We start from the raw sequence: 15,495 nt of genomic DNA on the forward strand, positions 1-15,495 counted from the left end.
TTTAGATCACCAATCCTTTCAGATAGACGAAGGTGTAGATGAAGATCCATACCACGTCCAGGAAGTGCCAGTACAGGCCGATAATGAAGGTTTTGCGGGTGGTCACCGGGGTCAGCCCCCGCTGAAGCAGCTGGATAATAATCAGCACCGCCCAGCCGATGCCCATGGTCACGTGCAGCCCGTGGGTGCCCAGGAGCACGAAGAAGCTGGACAGGAAGGCGCTGGTCTGCATGGTTGCCCCTTCGTGGATATAGTGCGAAAACTCATTGATTTCCATAAAGAGAAAGCCCGCGCCCAAAAGCAGGGTAACCACCAGCCAGCCGATAAGCCCGTTCCGGCTGCCGCGGCGCATCTGCAGAATGGCCAGCCCGCAGGTGAAGCTGGAGGTCAGAAGCAGCACGGTTTGGATCATCACATCACGGATGTTGATCAGATCCTGATGGGTGGGTCCTCCCGCATACCGGTTGTACAGCACGGCATAGACGCCGAAGAGAGTGGCGAACAGCACAATCTCCGCTCCGAGGAAAATCCAGAAGCCCAGAATATTCATCCGGCTCTGCAGCGTCCGGTATTCCATAGGCAGAGCCGTATTCTCATGATGCGTCATACTTGCTCACCTCTTTCTCCATGCTTCTCCATGCTTTCTCCGTATGGGCGATTTCATCGGTATGAACATGATAGCCTTCATCATAGTCAAAGGAACGGATGACCAGACCGGCCAGGATGCCCACCAGCGCCACCAGCGATGCAATGTGGAGCTCGAACACCAGGAGGAAGCCTGCCACCAGGAACACGCCGCCCATATATACCGGGAGCCAGGAATTGCTGGGCATATGAATCTCCTCCAGCTCCGACTCCTTGAGCGTCAGACCTTCGCCCTTCTTTTTCATATGCCAGAAGGCATCCAGGGAATTAACCTCCGGCAGCTTGGCAAAGTTGTAATGCTGCGGCGGGGAAGCGGTCGCCCACTCCAGAGTGCGGCCGTTCCAGGGATCGCCCACCGTTTTCTTGTCCGCGTAGCGGAAGCTCCAGTAGAGGTTGTAGCAGAAGATGGCGAAGCCTGCGGCCAGAATCGCAGCGCCCAGACCCGAGAGCATAAACAGCGGCGCAAAGCCGGATTCCTCGGAGTAAGTGTAAGCCCGTCTCACAGCGCCGTTCAGCCCCAGGAAGAACATGGGCATGAAGGTCACATTAAAGCCGATGACGAACAGCCAGAAATGCCATTTGCCCAAACGCTCGTTGAGCAGGAAGCCGAAGATTTTCGGCCACCAGTAATACAGGCCGGCGAAGACGGCGAACACAACGCCGGGGATCAGCACATAGTGGAAGTGGGCCACCAGGAACAGCGTATTGTGATATTGGTAGTCCGCCGCGCCCATAGCCAGCATGACGCCGGTTACGCCGCCGATGACGAAACAAGGCACAAAAGCCAAGGCCCACAGCATGGCGGTTGTCATCTTGATCCGGCCTTTGCGCATGGTGAACAGCCAGTTGAACATCTTCACCCCCGTCGGCACCGCAATCAGCATGGTGGAGATGGAGAAGAAGGAGTTCACACCGGGCCCCGCGCCCATGGTATAGAAATGGTGCACCCATACCAGCATACTGAGCAGCGCGATCCCGACAATGGACACGATCATGGACGTATAGCCGTAAAGCGACTTGCGGGAGAAGGTGGCAATCACCTCGGAGAAAATCCCGAAGGCCGGCAGAATGACGATATACACCTCGGGGTGTCCCCACAGCCAGAACAGGTTGGCCCACAGCATATCCATGCCGCCGGCGGAAACCGTAAAGAAGTGGGTGCCGTACAGCCGGTCAAAGGTCATCAGCGCCAGCGCCACAGTCAGAATCGGGAACGCGGCCACGATAATCACGTTGGTAATCAGCGATGTCCAGGTAAACATGGGCATCCGGCGCAGAGTCATGCCGGGAGTGCGCATTTTCAGAATGGTCACAATAAAGTTGACCCCGGTCATCAAGGTTCCGATACCGGATATCTGGAGCGCCACGGCGTAGAAGTTATTGCCGATGCCCGGACTGAATTCCTTGCCCGCCAGCGGGAAGTAGGAGGTCCATCCAGCATCCGGGGAGCCCCCGATAACAAAGCTCAGGTTAAACAGCATAGCGCCGCTGAAGAACAGCCAGAAGCTCAGGGCGTTCAACTGGGGATACGCCACGTCGCGGGCGCCGATCTGCAACGGAATAATAATATTCATAAGTCCGATCAGCATGGGCATGGCCATGAACAGGATCATCACCACACCATGGGTGGTGAATACCTCGTTATAATGCTGCGCGTTCAAAAACTCCATCTCCGGCCGGGCGGTCTGGGCCTTCATCATCAGACCGTCCATACCGCCGCGGAAAAACATCGCCACTCCGGCAAGGATGTACATAATACCGATTTTCTTATGATCAACGGTGGTCAACCATTCCCTCCACAGCCACTTCCAGCGCTTGAGATAGGTTAGAAGGGCCACAATGCCCACCGAAGCCAATATAATGGAAACCTGGGCGCCGAGAATCATCGGATCTCCGGTCACCAGAATTTGATCCCATTTAATGCCCATGATGCTGTTCACCCCCATCTTTCTTGGTGCTGCTTTGGGAATCGCCGCTTGGTGCGTTGTATTGATCAGGCTCCGTAAAGGTTTTGCCCGGATAGCCGTGATCCAGACGGTACATCTCCGGATTGGTGTAAGACTTGGAATCCGGGTCCGCGTGATTTACCCATTCCAGGTGGGTGTTGGAATACGTCTTCCGTCCCAGATGGGTAGGCTCCAGCAGCTTCTCGTATTCCGGCTCCGACAGCTTGGGCGCGGTGGCCTTCACCTCGCTCACCCATTCTTCAAACTCCTTGGGGGTTTGGCTCAATACCTCAAACTCCATTTCCGCGTAGCCCTTGCCGTTAAAGTTGGTATTGCGGCCCAGATACGAGCCCGGGTTATCCGCCACCACGTACAGCTGATTCTCCATCTTCGCCATGGCATACTTCTGGCCTGCCAAAGCCGGAACCCAGAAGGACTGCATCGTGCCGGCGGAGGTCAGCCGAAAATCCACCGCCCGTCCCGCGGGGATGTTCACATAGTTCACCGTTTCGATGTCTTGCTCCGGATAGCTGAAAATCCACTTCCAATCCGCAGAGGTCACGTGAATCACAAGCGGAGCCTGGTCCTCATAGCCGGCAGGCACATCCTCCAGCTTGTAAAGAGCCTTCACCGTAGGGATGGTCAGGGCAATCACGATCAGGATCGGAATGACCACCCAGGTTACCTCCAGGATCATGCTGCCATGCTCCTCGGGAGGCTCGTAGCCCTCATTCTCCGGCTTCTCCCGGTATTTCCACACAATGACTACAAACAGACTGATCACCACAACCACAACCAACAGCATCCATAACATAGACCAGTTGATCAACTCGGCAATGCTTCTTGCCACAGGCCCCTGGGGGTTCAACACCACCAGCTTTTCGCAGCCGCTCAAAAGAGCCGTTCCCGCACCTGCAGTCAACAGAGCAAGCAGCCTTTTCATTCGCATGTATGCCAACTCCCCTTCTGAAAAAATGCGAATTTCACAATATGTTCATTCCACTCTCTATTTTTTGTGATATTTATCACTTTACAAATGAAATCTTACCATGAAAATAAGTTTTCAGCCATCTGAAATTGTTACAAAAGTAGTAAGGAAAATTATACATATGACTTTTTTTACCTCATCTGCTATACTAATTGATCCCATTTTTCAAATTGCTAATATTTAGTTGATTCTATGTGATAGCCGGGCCTTTCATTCCCCAAAATGCAAAAAACCGGACAAGGAGATTTCTCTCCCTGTCCGGTTCTCTCATTCACGCGTAGACCCGCGGTACTAGGCGTTCAGCTTTACCTTGGCGGCGGCAGCCAGATCGGCGAATGCCTTGGCGTCGGTTACAGCCAGATCAGCCAGAATCTTGCGGTTTACATCGATGCCGGCCAGCTTCAGACCGTGCATGAACTTGCTGTAGGACAATCCGTTTTGACGGGAAGCCGCGTTGATCCGGGCGATCCACAGCTTGCGGAAATCGCGCTTCACTTGACGGCGGTCACGGAATGCATACATGTGGGACTTCATTACCTGCTCGTTGGCAGTTCTGAATAACCGGTGTTTGGAGCCGAAATAGCCCTTTGCCAGCTTCAAGATTTTTTTATGACGACGACGAGTCACAAACCCGCCCTTAACTCTTGCCATAGTAGTCAGCCTCCTGAATAAATGAATTGCTTTGCCTGGAATAACATACTCCGGGCCATGGGCCGGATCATGCTATAGATTACTTCACGTATACCAAGAGGGACTCAATACGCTTGGTATCGCCTTTGGTCATGATAGCGGGTTTGCTCAATCCAGCCTTGCGCTTGGAGCTCTTGTGCTCCAGAATGTGGCGCTTGCCCGATTTGTTTCTCTTGATCTTACCAGTACCGGTTTTCGTGAAACGCTTGGCGGCGCCACGGTGAGTTTTCATCTTAGGCATTCCTGAAGTCCTCCTAATAGTTATTGCCGGTTCCGAATCACTTCGGCGCCAGTATCATGATCATGCTGCGGCCTTCCAGCTTGGGTCTGCGCTCCACCGTACAAATGCTCTCGGCTTCCGTCGCTACCCGCTCCAGCACACGCTGGCCGATGGAAGCATGGGTAATCTCACGGCCGCGGAAACGGACGCTGCACTTCACCTTGTCTCCGTCCTGAATGAACTTCAGCACATTGCGGAGCTTGGTTTGGAAGTCATGCTCATCGATGGTGGCGCTGAAACGGACTTCCTTCAGATCAACCACCTTCTGATTTTTGCGGGCTTCCTTTTCTTTCTTCTGCGTTTCGTACCGGAATTTGCCGTAATCCATGATCCGGCAAACCGGCGGCTTGGCGGTAGGTGCTACATTTACCAGGTCAAGATTCGCTTCCTGCGCAATTTGCAGTGCTTCCCGGAACGACTTGATGCCCAACTGCTCGCTGTCGGGACCAATCAAACGAACTTCCTTGGCGCGAATCTCTTCGTTAATCATATGATCCTTGCTAATAACCTTCCACCTCCACTGGATTCTCACCTGTACCTTGAACCTAAAAAAAGGATGCAGGCACTAACCGCCCACATCCTGATCTCGCGTCATAAGCAACACAGCTAAGCGTTCACTTAAGTGACTAGAACCAGCCAACGCTCTGTCGGTCAGGTGAGAAGCGGGCGCTTCTTCTTAATAGCACTCAAACAGTTTACCATAGCAATTTCCATATGTCAACACTGGATCACATGATCCAAACCGCTGCATCCTCAGCTGGCCTGCTTGCTCTGCACTTCCTCCAGCCGGAGCACCCGGGTATGCTGGGTGTGGCTCCATTGTTTGTTGTTCTGGGTGAAGAAGGCGTAGAAGGTGACCGGGTACCAGGAGACCAGAAATACCGGGAACAGGATCAGGGACTTCCAGATCTTCTTCGGGGCCTGCTCCATATACAGAGCCAGCGGGAATACCAGCACATTCATGAGATACAGCACGCCGAAGAACCAGGGCGCGTTCTCGAACAGGGAGGTGAAGTACGGTCCTCCTGCCCGGAGCTGGTCGGCATACAGCATAATGGTGATGATGCCGCTCAGGAACAGGTTATATACATTCAAGGCATATACGGCTGTGTCCACCTTGGCCCAATTGCCTTCCTTCAAGCCCCGCCATACCAGGGGGAAGAAGTAGCGGCGGGCCACATCGAAGTGTCCCTGCATCCAGCGCAGGCGCTGGCGGGCGGAGGCGCTAAAGGTCAGCGGCTTCTCGTCGTATACCTTGGCGTCATAATCAAAATACGGCTTGATGCCCCTTTTGACGCAGCGCATGGTAAACTCCAGGTCCTCCACCAAACTGGTGGCTCCCCAGCCCATTTCCTTGAGCAGGGTGGTCTCGAAGCACATGCCGGTGCCGCCCAAATAATTGGCCAGTCCCAGATTCGTGCGCGGCAGCTGCCACAGCCGGTTGCAATACCAGTACGAAATGGCATACGAGGAGGTAATCCAGGAATCATGGGGATTCTTGGTGTCCAGGTAAGCTTGGACCACACGGTGGCCTGCGCACAGGTCGTTGTTCATGTGGATCAGGAAATCCTGCTCCACCAGGTTGTCCGCATCAAACATCACAATGCCGTCATAGGTGCGGGGAAGCTTCCACAGCTCCTTGAGCATCCATTCGATGGCGTATCCCTTGCCGCGGAGGCTGGGATTAAAACGCTCGAAGGCATAAACGCCGTGGCTTCTTGCAATTTCGGCGGTATTGTCGGTGCAGTTGTCACAGATCACCATCACATCGTACAGCTCTTTGGGGTAATTCAGGCGCTTGAGGTTTTCAAGCAGCGCTCCGACTACCTTGCCTTCATTGTGGGCCGCAACCAGAATGGCAAAGGACTTTTGCGGCTCGAAGCTTTTTTTGGTATTTTTACGCACCCATCCGAAAAATGTAAGCACGAGCTGATAAGCGCCGATTAAAGCCAGTATCAGCTGCAAAGCCAAAACAATATGGTCCAGCATGGTAAGCCCCCTTTTTTTACTTCTTCCCTTTCTTCATTCTCTCTCTAAACCAATCTCTGTAGTTTTGAAAACTTTTTTTGACAGATACGAAAGCCGATTCTGATTTTCCTCTCTTTACCCCCATTTGTCAAAACTCCCAAACCGCCACTTGAGGGCGGTATGCGGCCAATAAAGGGAATACAACCGGGAAATTCCTTCGTCCTGCGCATCCAAGCGCCATCTTGCGGTGTTTCTTGACTTTCGTTGGGTCCCTGGGCATGGAACTCCGCCGGAGCCCAACTCTTGTCCCCTTCTCATTATCACCCAGCATCAGGGGGTTTCATCCACCTTTTTTGGAGCCTGATGGTTCCGCCGGGCATAACAAGGCCCTTCCGGTGCCCGCGCACGGAATTCAGGGCCTTTCGGATTATTATTTGGCGGCTGCCAGCTCATGATTCGACAAATCGTCAAGCTCAGGCACAACCTGTCGATAGCTGTCCAGCAATCGGGAAAAGATGGAATCCCAGGTTTGAAGCTCACTGTAGGCCCGGCCCGCTTGGGCTATTTGGGTACGGAGGGAATCATTCTCCAGCAATGTCGCAATGGCTTCGGCGAAGGCACCCGCATCCCCCGGCGGACAAAGCCAGCCGTTCTCCATATGTCTGACCGTATCCTGGACGCCGCCTGCCGCTGCGCCGATTACGGTTGTGCCGGACGCCATGGCCTCCAGCACCACGTTTCCGAAGGTTTCGGTGGCGGAGGGGAATACGAACAGATCGGCGGCGGCATACAAGTCCGTCAGCGCCGTCCCCTCCGTAAAGCCGAGGAAATGAATATCCGCCCTGTCTATATAGGATTCGGTGAGCTCCTTGAATAAGGGTCCGTCGCCGGCCAGAATCAGCTCCGTTCGGGCTCTCAGCTCCTCCGGCAGACTGTCATACGCTTCGAGCAGCACATCCACGCTTTTTTCGGGGGCCAAACGTCCTACATATAGAAGGGATAATTTGTCGGGATTTGCGCCCGCCCGCCGGAGCACCGCATCACGGTCTACCTCCGGATGAAAGCGGGAAACGTCCACGCCGCGGCTCCAGACCTCCAAATTGGAGAAGCCTCTCTCCATTAAATAATGAAGGGTGGACCGGGAAGGCACATAGATTTTCCGGCAGGTCTGGTGGAACCAGCCCAGATACCGCCACAGCATCCCCTCCACCCACTGGATTTTGTAATATTGAAGATACTGGTCAAAATGGGTATGATAGGAAGCCACGACCGGAATTTTATGCTTCTTGGCGTAATGGAGCCCATATAGGCCAAGATTGAACGGCGTAGCGCAGTGGATGATGTCCGGCTTGAACTCCTGAAGCGTCTTCTTGATGCTGATGGGGTTGGGGATGGCCAGCTTGCACTCCGGGTACAGCAGGAACGGCACACTGTAGAAGCGCTCCACCAGCAAGCTGTTGTAATCCGATCCGGCCTCGTCCTCGCTCTGGGGCGCAAACACACGGCAGGTCGCTCCGTGGCTCTCCAGATAATCCACCCAGCGGCCAAGAGTCCGGGCGACTCCGTTGACATCGGGCAGGAACGTATCGGTAAACAATGCCACTTTCACGAATACTCCCCCTTTTAGAGATCATGCTTACTTTCATTATAGACCCGGATTATTCGGCTATCGTCAAACGCAAGTAAATTTTACATTTCGCGCCCCGTGCGTTTATCTGCGTTTAACATACAAAACGTACGATTATAAAGGTAATATACACAACCTTTACCCGCGATCGCTGCGGATGAATATCTTCGCGCTTGCGCGGGGGCAGATGAATCATTGAGGAGGCGGAAAGCCATGAGCCGTGTTGTCACCTGGCTGCAATACAGGGAAGTGGAGATGTTCCGGTGGGTGAACAAAAGACAGCATATTCTCATCGATTGGCTGATGAACCGGATTACCCATATGGGAGGCGCCACCCTGACCCTTCTGTTTACTCTGGGAATGTCCATTTTGGGCCCCAGCCCCTGGAATGAGGTGGCCATGCAGAGCTTCCTGGCCCTCACCCTGAGCCATGTTCCTGTCCATATTGTGAAGAAGAAGTATCCCCGGCTGCGTCCATACCTTGTCCTGCCCCATATCAATATATGCAAAAAACCGTTGACAGACCATTCATTTCCGTCCGGACATACAACTGCCATCTTTGCCGTGGTCATTCCATTCGTGCTTGCCTGGCCCCTGCTTGGCCTGATGCTCCTGCCTCTGGCGCTGCTCGTAGCCATGTCCCGTATGTATCTGGGTCTGCACTATCCGTCGGACTGCGCGGCCGGCGCCTTCATCGGCACAGTGTCCGCCCTCCTGACGGGCATTCTAATTTGAGGCTACTTCAATATAGTACCAAGAGAGCGGCTTTAATAAAAGCCGCTCTGCGCTCGTTTAAGGAAAGCTTAAGATTCGCCCGCTTACTGCGGTTCCTTCAGACGCTGTACATGCTCCTCCAAGGCAAGCTTGCCAACCAATACCTCGCACCGGTAAATGGGCATGCCCCGATCCACAAACTTCAGCTCATATTCCGTCGGCACCAGGTCCTCGCGCAAGCCCTCCGCATGAAGGTTCAGGGAAATGTTGCGCATGCGCAGCCCCATATCCGCAAAGGAGTTCAGGGAAAACTCGAACAGCGACATGGAATCCGTCTTGAAGTGGATTTCCCCCCAGTCGTTGAGGATCAGCATATATTTGCGCAAAAACTCGTGATGCGTCAGCCTTCTTCTGGCATGGCGCTTCTTCGGCCAGGGATCGCTGAAATTCAGGTAGATCCGCTCCAGCTCCCCGGTTTCAAACATATCAAGCACATATTCCAGATTGCATAATGCCAGAGCCAAGTTGGGAATGGATTCGTCCTCGGCCAGTCCTCCATGAGCCAGCCGCGCTTTCTCCGCGGCTCTCCGCAGCAGCTCATCGTACATGTCCACACCAATGTAATTAATATCGGGATTGCGCACGGACTGCTCGCTGACGAAGCGGCCCTTGCCCATTCCAAATTCCACATGGATGGGATTCGTGTTGCCAAAATACTCGGCCCACCGCCCCTTCAGGCTTTTTCCATCCAGCACAACAAGATCCGGCTGCCGCTCCAGCGACTCGCGGATCCCTTTTCTGCCACGCAAACGCATTCTCTTATTCCTCCAGACAGTGACGAATAGCTTACCTCAAGGATAGTCGATCACCATTGAAAAAGCAAAGCCCTAACCGCTTTCCGAGAAAGAATTGCGGAGAAATGCAAAAAGAGGAATCCTGCCTCATCCGGCGGATTCCTCTATCCGAATACCGACACCATCATGTCAGTGGGTCATCTCCTCATAAAGAAGAGGCATGTCGCTTTCCTTCAACACTTGGCTGTCCAGGGCACTTCTGACCTTGCGGCGGGCATCTGCCAATTGGTTGGAATTCTGATTGAACCGGAAACCGGACAGGGCCATGGCTTCCTTCACCGTCAGCTCTACTGTAATCCGCTCCTCGCCTTGGGGAACCAGAACATGTGTCGTCATTCCTCATACGCCTCCTTTTGTAATTTCCAATTGAATATTGTTGAAAAAAGGGCTTAGTGTCAAGGGTTGGTTGAGAAAAAATCCTTTATTTTTCTCACTTTTAATATAACACATCATGTTAGGTATTGCAAGATGAAACGAAAAATTTCCGCGTTTTATTTCCATTCCCTTTTTTCTTAGAATGCCCGGTATCCGGCAGACTATTCGCTTTCGGCGCCGGCATCCACTACAATGGGAAAGAAGATGGAGCAAGGAGGAAGAAGATGAACGGCAATCAAGGAGCACCGCCGCGGCAAACGCCCCTGCTGTGGGACGACAAGCGGTTTCATACATGGAATTTTGAAATGAAGCGCCAATTCGGGGCCAAGGTATTCAAGGTAATGCTGGATGCGGGCTTCACCTGCCCCAACCGGGACGGCACCATTGCCGCCGGCGGCTGCACCTTTTGCAGCGCCAGAGGCTCGGGAGATTTTGCCGGCAGGCGCCGGGACGATCTGGTGACCCAGTTCAATACAGTCCGGGACCGCCAGCATCTCAAGTGGCCGGAAGCCCGCTATATCGGCTACTTCCAGGCCTATACCAATACCTATGCCCCGGTGGAGGAGCTGCGGGAATATTATGAAGTGATTCTGGAGCAGCCGGGGGTGGTGGGGCTGTCCATTGCCACCCGGCCGGACTGCCTGCCCCCGGAGGTGCTGGATTATCTGGAGGAGCTGAACAGCCGAACCTACCTGTGGGTGGAAATGGGGCTGCAAACCATCCACGAAAGCACCTCCCGGCTGATTAACCGGGCCCACGACACCGACACGTATTACCGGGCGTTGGAAGAACTGCGCAAGCGTGGCATCCGCACCTGCGCCCATATCATTTACGGGCTGCCCGGCGAGGACCGGGACATGATGCTGGCCACCGGTGACGCTGTGGCTCGTATGGATGTGCAGGGCGTCAAGATTCATCTTTTGCACCTGCTCAAAAAAACCCCCATGGTCCGCCAGTACGAGGAGGGGCTGCTCCGCTTTTTGGAGAAGGAGGAGTATGTGGGGCTTGTGGTGGATACGCTGGAGCGGCTGCCGCCGTCGATGATCGTCCACCGCCTGACAGGGGATGCGCCCCGTGATCTGTTGGTTGGCCCCATGTGGAGCCTCAAGAAATGGGAGGTGCTCAACGCCTTCGACGATGAGCTCAAACGGCGGGACAGCTGGCAGGGCAAGTTTTGGACAGGAGGAGCATAAGCAATGGGATTTGTATCGGTACTGAGCCTGGCCCAGGAATTGGCCGGACAGCGCATTGAGCCGGGGGATTGCTGCATTGACGCTACGGCGGGAAACGGGGTGGATACGCTGTTTCTGGCCAAGGCGGCAGGGTCCGGCGGCAGGGTGCATGCCTTCGATATTCAGGAAACAGCCTTGAACAGCACGGCTGCAAGGTTATCCGGCGAGCTTTCGGAGCGTTTTACCGGAGTCAGGCTGCATCTGGCTTCCCATGACAGGATGAAGGAGTTTGTGGAGGCGGAGCACCACGGCCGGATTTCCGCGGTTATGTTCAATTTGGGCTATCTGCCGGGGGCAGAGCATGAGGTGATTACCCGGCCGGACACAACTCTGGCGGCATTGGACTGCTCTCTCACGCTCCTGCGGCCCGGCGGGGTGCTGACGGTGGTGGTGTACTCCGGCCATCCGGGGGGTGCGGAGGAAGCGGAGGCGGTGAACCGGTGGGCGGAGTCGCTGCCGCAGCGGGAGTTTCAGGTGATGTGCTACCGCTTCATGAACCAGCGGAACCATCCGCCCTATCTCATCGCCGTGGAAAAGCGGCAGACGGTGAAATGATTGCGCCGCCGGCATTTTCTGCGGACAACACATTTTCTGCGGGTAGGCTTTACGGGGCCCGGCATAGTGATTACAATGGAAGAAAATCTTTGGAGTGGAAAGTGGGGACGGCATAATGAAACCTTATCCTTTGCAATTTCAGCCCGAGTTTAAGGAACGGGTATGGGGCGGCCGCAATCTGGAGCGCTTCGGCTATACCATGCCTGAGGGCAAAATCGGCGAAGCCTGGACCATCGGCGACCATGCCAACGGCACCACCAAGGTGATGAACGGCGAACTGGCGGGCGCAGGCCTGGATGAAGTGCGGGAGCGCTTCGGCAAGGAGTTTTTCGGGAAGAAGGGCTTCTCCCAGCGGACAGGCCGCTTTCCGCTGCTGATCAAGCTGCTGGACTGCGAGGATGACCTCTCTGTACAGGTGCATCCTACCGATGATTATGACCGTTTGCCTGCGGGCGAGCTGGGCAAAACGGAGATGTGGTATGTGCTGGACGCCAAACCCGGCGCGAAGATCATCTACGGCCTGAAGGACGGGGAAACCCGGGAATCGGTGACCGCAGCCATTGAGGAGGGCCGGATTATGGACACGCTCCATGAGGTGCCGGTTTCCGCAGGGGATACCTTCTATATTCCGGCGGGCACCGTTCACGCGCTGTGCTCCGGCGTGCTGGTGGCGGAAATCCAGCAGAACTCCGACACCACCTACCGGCTCTACGACTATAACCGCCCGGGTCTGGACGGCAACCCCCGGGAGCTGCACGTGGAGGATTCCCTCAACGTGATCGCCTATGACAATGCCGGGGCCGCCCGGATGACCACCGACCTGCCGGAAGCCCATACCTGGCTCAATATCGCCCACTCCCCTTATTTTGTGGTGCAGAAGGGCAAGGTGGACGGCACCTGGGCGCTGACCTCCCCGGGAGACAGCTTCGCCATCCACATTATCTGCGACGGCACAGGCACCCTCCGCTGGGCGGACGGGGAGCTTCCGGCGAAGCCGGGCGACTGCTTCCTGATCCCCGCCTCCCTGGGGGATTACGGCTTCAGCGGCCGGCTGACCATGCTCCGCAGCCTGGTGCCGTAAGGCGCAGCAAACCCGCTTCCCGGGAGGGAGGCGGGTTTTGCTTTGCGGGCATTTGCGAATAAGTATGCGGGCTATCTGCTGATAAGCATGCAGGCTATTTGCGGGCTATCTGCTGATAAGTATATGGACTATCTATGGACATTGCCGATAAGCCTGCGGATAAGCTGAAGACTATCTGCGGGCTATCTCCTGACTAAGATAAACCTATCGATAAACCTATGAATAAACCTACGGATAAGCCTGCGGACAAACTTCCCGTGTAAGCGCCAACAAATGTTTGCTATAAAGCTAAAAGGCGGGAAAAGTGGCAAATAGCGTATATAAAATGTATGCTATTGCCCCGATACGCCGCAAATCGTCCCCACATATGAGCAATAGCATACATTTCAGGTAGCTTATTCGTCTCAAAAACAGCCATCTGAGGAGATAGCAAACATTTTGTGTACCTTATTTGCTCCATAACAGCCGCCGGAGGACACAGCCCCCACCTTGGGGGCATATTTATCCGGGAACAGCCGTTGAAGGACGCCCCCCCACCTTGAGGGGCATATTTTGTCCGGAAACAGCCGTTGAAGGACAGTACCCTCACCTTGGGGGGGCATATTTTGTCCGGAAACAGCCGCTGAAGGACAGTACCCTCACCTTGGGATCATGTTTGTCCGAGAACAACTGTCCGGAGGAATAAGAATCGCCCCGTTGCTCTCCCTCCCGCAGCTATCCTCCGGCTATTCCGCCGCCTCCGTGGCGGTTCCCTTCCGCAGCAGCTCCAGCGGAGCGGAATAATACCGGGGCCCTGCCCCTTCACCGCCCCCGCTGCCTTCGCCGCCGTACAGCACCAAGAGCAGCGTCTCCTCCGGCACAATCTCCCCGCTCTCCTCGTAGGCGCGAAGATTAAACGGCAGCACCTCCACCACCGCCCACTTGTGCAGCTCCCGCTCATTCCACTCTGTCCCGGCCAGCTCCGAAGACAACAGCCCCGGCTCACGGGCGGCCAGCCGCAGCAGCTCCGCCTGACCGCTTTTGCCCAGGGTAAAGTCCCACCAGATTTTCCGCGGTTTGTACTTGTGGTTCAGGAAATAATCCAGCTTCATCAACCCCAGAGCCGTCTCCTGCCCGGCAATGCCCCGCTCCTGCAGAAACGCCTGCAGACGGCTGAACAGATCCTCCAGCTGATGGCCGATCCGCGACCAGCCCTGCTTTTCCCAATAGTCCCCAAACTCCTGGAAAAAATCAAAGGCCGACGGAAACTCATGCCGGATCAGGTACTCCGCGCTCCGGTCCAGCCGGTGGGAGTTCCAGTATTTCTCCAGCACATCCTCCACCCGCTTGATGCGGATCACATCGTCGAAGGACAGCACATCATTGCACAGCATCTCGTAAGGCGCATCCTCCATAAACACATAGCCGTATTTCGCCGCATCCCGCCGCAGGCCCGTCCCCCGCAGCAGCTTCAGGAAGCCCAGTTGCAGCTCCTCCGGACGCAAGGCGAACACATCGTTGAACGTCTTCCGGAAGGAGGCGTAATCCTCCCCGGGCAGTCCGGCAATCAGGTCCAGATGCTGGTCGATGGCGGCGATCTCCTTCACCTTGTTTACCGTCCGGGCCAGCTTCTCGAAATTTTGCCGCCGCTCCACCAGCCGGTTGGCCTCCTCATTGGTGGACTGCACCCCCACCTCGAAGCGGAACAATCCCTTAGGCACATTGCCCGCCAGGAAATCCAGCACCTCCGGCCGCATAATGTCCGCCGTAATCTCGAACTGGAAGGTGCAGCCGCCGTGATTCTTGATTAAATGGCCGAAGATATCCATGGCATAGTCCCGCTTGATGTTAAAGGTCCGGTCCACAAACTTCACCAGCTTAGCCCCGGAATCCACCAGGTACTCCAGGTCGCGTTTGGTCCGGTCCAGGTCGAAATAGCGAACCCCCACCTCGGCGCTGGACAAGCAGAACTGGCAGTTGAAGGGGCACCCTCGGCTCGTTTCAAAATAGACCACCCGGTTGGGCAATGCGGGCACATCCTCCGCAAAGCGGTGCGGCGTAGGAATCGTATCCAGCACCAGCTTCTGCCTGGGCGGGTTCACCACAAGCTCCGTCCCCTGGCGGTAAGCGGCTCCCAGCACCTCATGCCAGCGCTTTTCCCCGCGGAGCTCCGTCAGCAGGTGGTGGAAGGTCTCCTCTCCCTCCCCCATGACGATGAAATCCGCCTGCGGTATACGGCGGAGCCAATACTCCGTATCGTATGAAACCTCGGGACCGCCCAGCACAATGGTCAGCGCAGGCTTCAATTGCTTCAGCGCGGCAATAATCTTGATCGTCTCTTCAATGTTCCAAATGTAGCAGGAAAAGCCCAGAACATCGGGGCTTTTCAGATACAGGTCCGTCACTGCCTGCATCACCGGGTCCTTGATGGTATATTCGGCAATCTCGATATCAAACTCCCGGCCGCTGTACGCCTTCAAATAGCGCAGAGCCAGGGAGGTATGAATGTACTTGGCGTTCAGGGCGGCGAGAACCACCTTCATGGGAATCAAACCTCAATT

15 protein-coding genes and 1 other annotated feature are annotated in these 15,495 nt (G+C 55.2%); of the genes, 4 read left to right on the top strand and 11 right to left on the bottom strand.

Annotated features, from left to right (window positions below):
* Position 1: 1 nt before the first annotated feature.
* The 8 genes from qoxC to DQG13_RS24565 form a co-directional block, all read right to left on the bottom strand.
* Entirely contained in the window at positions 2–607 is a 606-nt protein-coding gene (gene qoxC, locus DQG13_RS24530) for a cytochrome aa3 quinol oxidase subunit III (RefSeq protein WP_113022817.1), read from the bottom strand.
* Positions 594–2,573 carry a cytochrome aa3 quinol oxidase subunit I gene (gene qoxB, locus DQG13_RS24535; RefSeq protein WP_113022870.1) on the bottom strand — a complete coding sequence of 660 codons (1,980 nt, stop codon included), beginning with the start codon at positions 2,571–2,573 and terminating at the stop codon, positions 594–596. The genes qoxC and qoxB overlap by 14 nt, the downstream gene beginning before the upstream one ends.
* On the bottom strand, positions 2,563–3,534 hold the full coding sequence (qoxA, locus tag DQG13_RS24540) for a cytochrome aa3 quinol oxidase subunit II (RefSeq protein WP_113022871.1): 972 nt from the start codon (positions 3,532–3,534) through the stop codon (positions 2,563–2,565). Before qoxA ends, qoxB begins: the two co-directional genes overlap by 11 nt.
* Before the next feature lie 336 nt (positions 3,535–3,870).
* Positions 3,871–4,230, bottom strand: a complete 360-nt coding sequence (gene rplT, locus DQG13_RS24545; RefSeq protein ID WP_113022818.1) for a 50S ribosomal protein L20 — start codon at positions 4,228–4,230, stop codon at positions 3,871–3,873.
* A 79-nt stretch (positions 4,231–4,309) separates the two neighbouring features.
* Positions 4,310–4,510, bottom strand: coding sequence for a 50S ribosomal protein L35 (gene rpmI / locus DQG13_RS24550; protein WP_113022819.1), 201 nt, complete (start codon positions 4,508–4,510; stop codon positions 4,310–4,312).
* Between the two features lie 37 nt (positions 4,511–4,547).
* Positions 4,548–5,039, bottom strand: a complete 492-nt coding sequence (gene infC / locus DQG13_RS24555; protein ID WP_113022820.1) for a translation initiation factor IF-3 — start codon at positions 5,037–5,039, stop codon at positions 4,548–4,550.
* A 52-nt stretch (positions 5,040–5,091) separates the two neighbouring features.
* Positions 5,092–5,233: a sequence feature (ribosomal protein L20 leader region), on the bottom strand.
* Between the two features lie 69 nt (positions 5,234–5,302).
* The gene (locus tag DQG13_RS24560) at positions 5,303–6,538 is read right to left on the bottom strand and encodes a glycosyltransferase family 2 protein (protein ID WP_113022821.1); all 1,236 of its coding nucleotides are present in this window, start codon (positions 6,536–6,538) and stop codon (positions 5,303–5,305) included.
* A 409-nt stretch (positions 6,539–6,947) separates the two neighbouring features.
* Positions 6,948–8,126: a glycosyltransferase family 4 protein gene (locus tag DQG13_RS24565; protein ID WP_113022822.1), complete on the bottom strand. Its 1,179-nt coding sequence runs from the start codon at positions 8,124–8,126 to the stop codon at positions 6,948–6,950.
* A gap of 231 nt (positions 8,127–8,357) precedes the next feature.
* Here DQG13_RS24565 and DQG13_RS24570 point away from each other — a divergent pair, with 231 nt between their 5' ends.
* Positions 8,358–8,879 carry a phosphatase PAP2 family protein gene (locus DQG13_RS24570; RefSeq protein ID WP_113022823.1) on the top strand — a complete coding sequence of 174 codons (522 nt, stop codon included), beginning with the start codon at positions 8,358–8,360 and terminating at the stop codon, positions 8,877–8,879.
* An 83-nt stretch (positions 8,880–8,962) separates the two neighbouring features.
* Here the strand turns inward: DQG13_RS24570 and trmB are convergent, their stop codons facing one another.
* On the bottom strand, positions 8,963–9,673 hold the full coding sequence (gene trmB, locus DQG13_RS24575) for a tRNA (guanosine(46)-N7)-methyltransferase TrmB (RefSeq protein ID WP_113022824.1): 711 nt from the start codon (positions 9,671–9,673) through the stop codon (positions 8,963–8,965).
* 168 nt (positions 9,674–9,841) lie between these two features.
* A complete protein-coding gene (locus DQG13_RS24580; RefSeq protein WP_113022825.1) occupies positions 9,842–10,048 on the bottom strand; it encodes a hypothetical protein in 207 nt (68 codons plus the stop codon).
* 263 nt (positions 10,049–10,311) lie between these two features.
* On the opposite strand from DQG13_RS24580, the gene mnmL reads away from it, so the two are divergent.
* The 3 genes from mnmL (at position 10,312) to DQG13_RS24595 (ending at position 12,955) form a co-directional block, all read left to right on the top strand.
* Positions 10,312–11,280, top strand: a complete 969-nt coding sequence (gene mnmL / locus DQG13_RS24585) for a tRNA modification radical SAM protein MnmL/YtqA (protein WP_113022826.1) — start codon at positions 10,312–10,314, stop codon at positions 11,278–11,280.
* Between the two features lie 3 nt (positions 11,281–11,283).
* Positions 11,284–11,874 (top strand): tRNA 5-(aminomethyl)-2-thiouridylate-methyltransferase MnmM, encoded by a 591-nt coding sequence (gene mnmM, locus DQG13_RS24590; protein ID WP_113022827.1) that lies wholly within the window; start codon positions 11,284–11,286, stop codon positions 11,872–11,874.
* Positions 11,875–11,989: 115 nt separating this feature from the next.
* Positions 11,990–12,955 carry a type I phosphomannose isomerase catalytic subunit gene (locus DQG13_RS24595; protein ID WP_113022828.1) on the top strand — a complete coding sequence of 322 codons (966 nt, stop codon included), beginning with the start codon at positions 11,990–11,992 and terminating at the stop codon, positions 12,953–12,955.
* 725 nt (positions 12,956–13,680) lie between these two features.
* On the opposite strand, the gene DQG13_RS24600 is transcribed toward DQG13_RS24595, so the two are convergent.
* Complete coding sequence (locus tag DQG13_RS24600) at positions 13,681–15,477, bottom strand: B12-binding domain-containing radical SAM protein (RefSeq protein ID WP_113022829.1); 1,797 nt, start codon at positions 15,475–15,477, stop codon at positions 13,681–13,683.
* Positions 15,478–15,495: the final 18 nt, after the last annotated feature.

The sequence above is a fragment of the Paenibacillus sp. YN15 genome, assembly GCF_003285005.1.
Classification (GTDB): domain Bacteria; phylum Bacillota; class Bacilli; order Paenibacillales; family NBRC-103111; genus Paenibacillus_AR.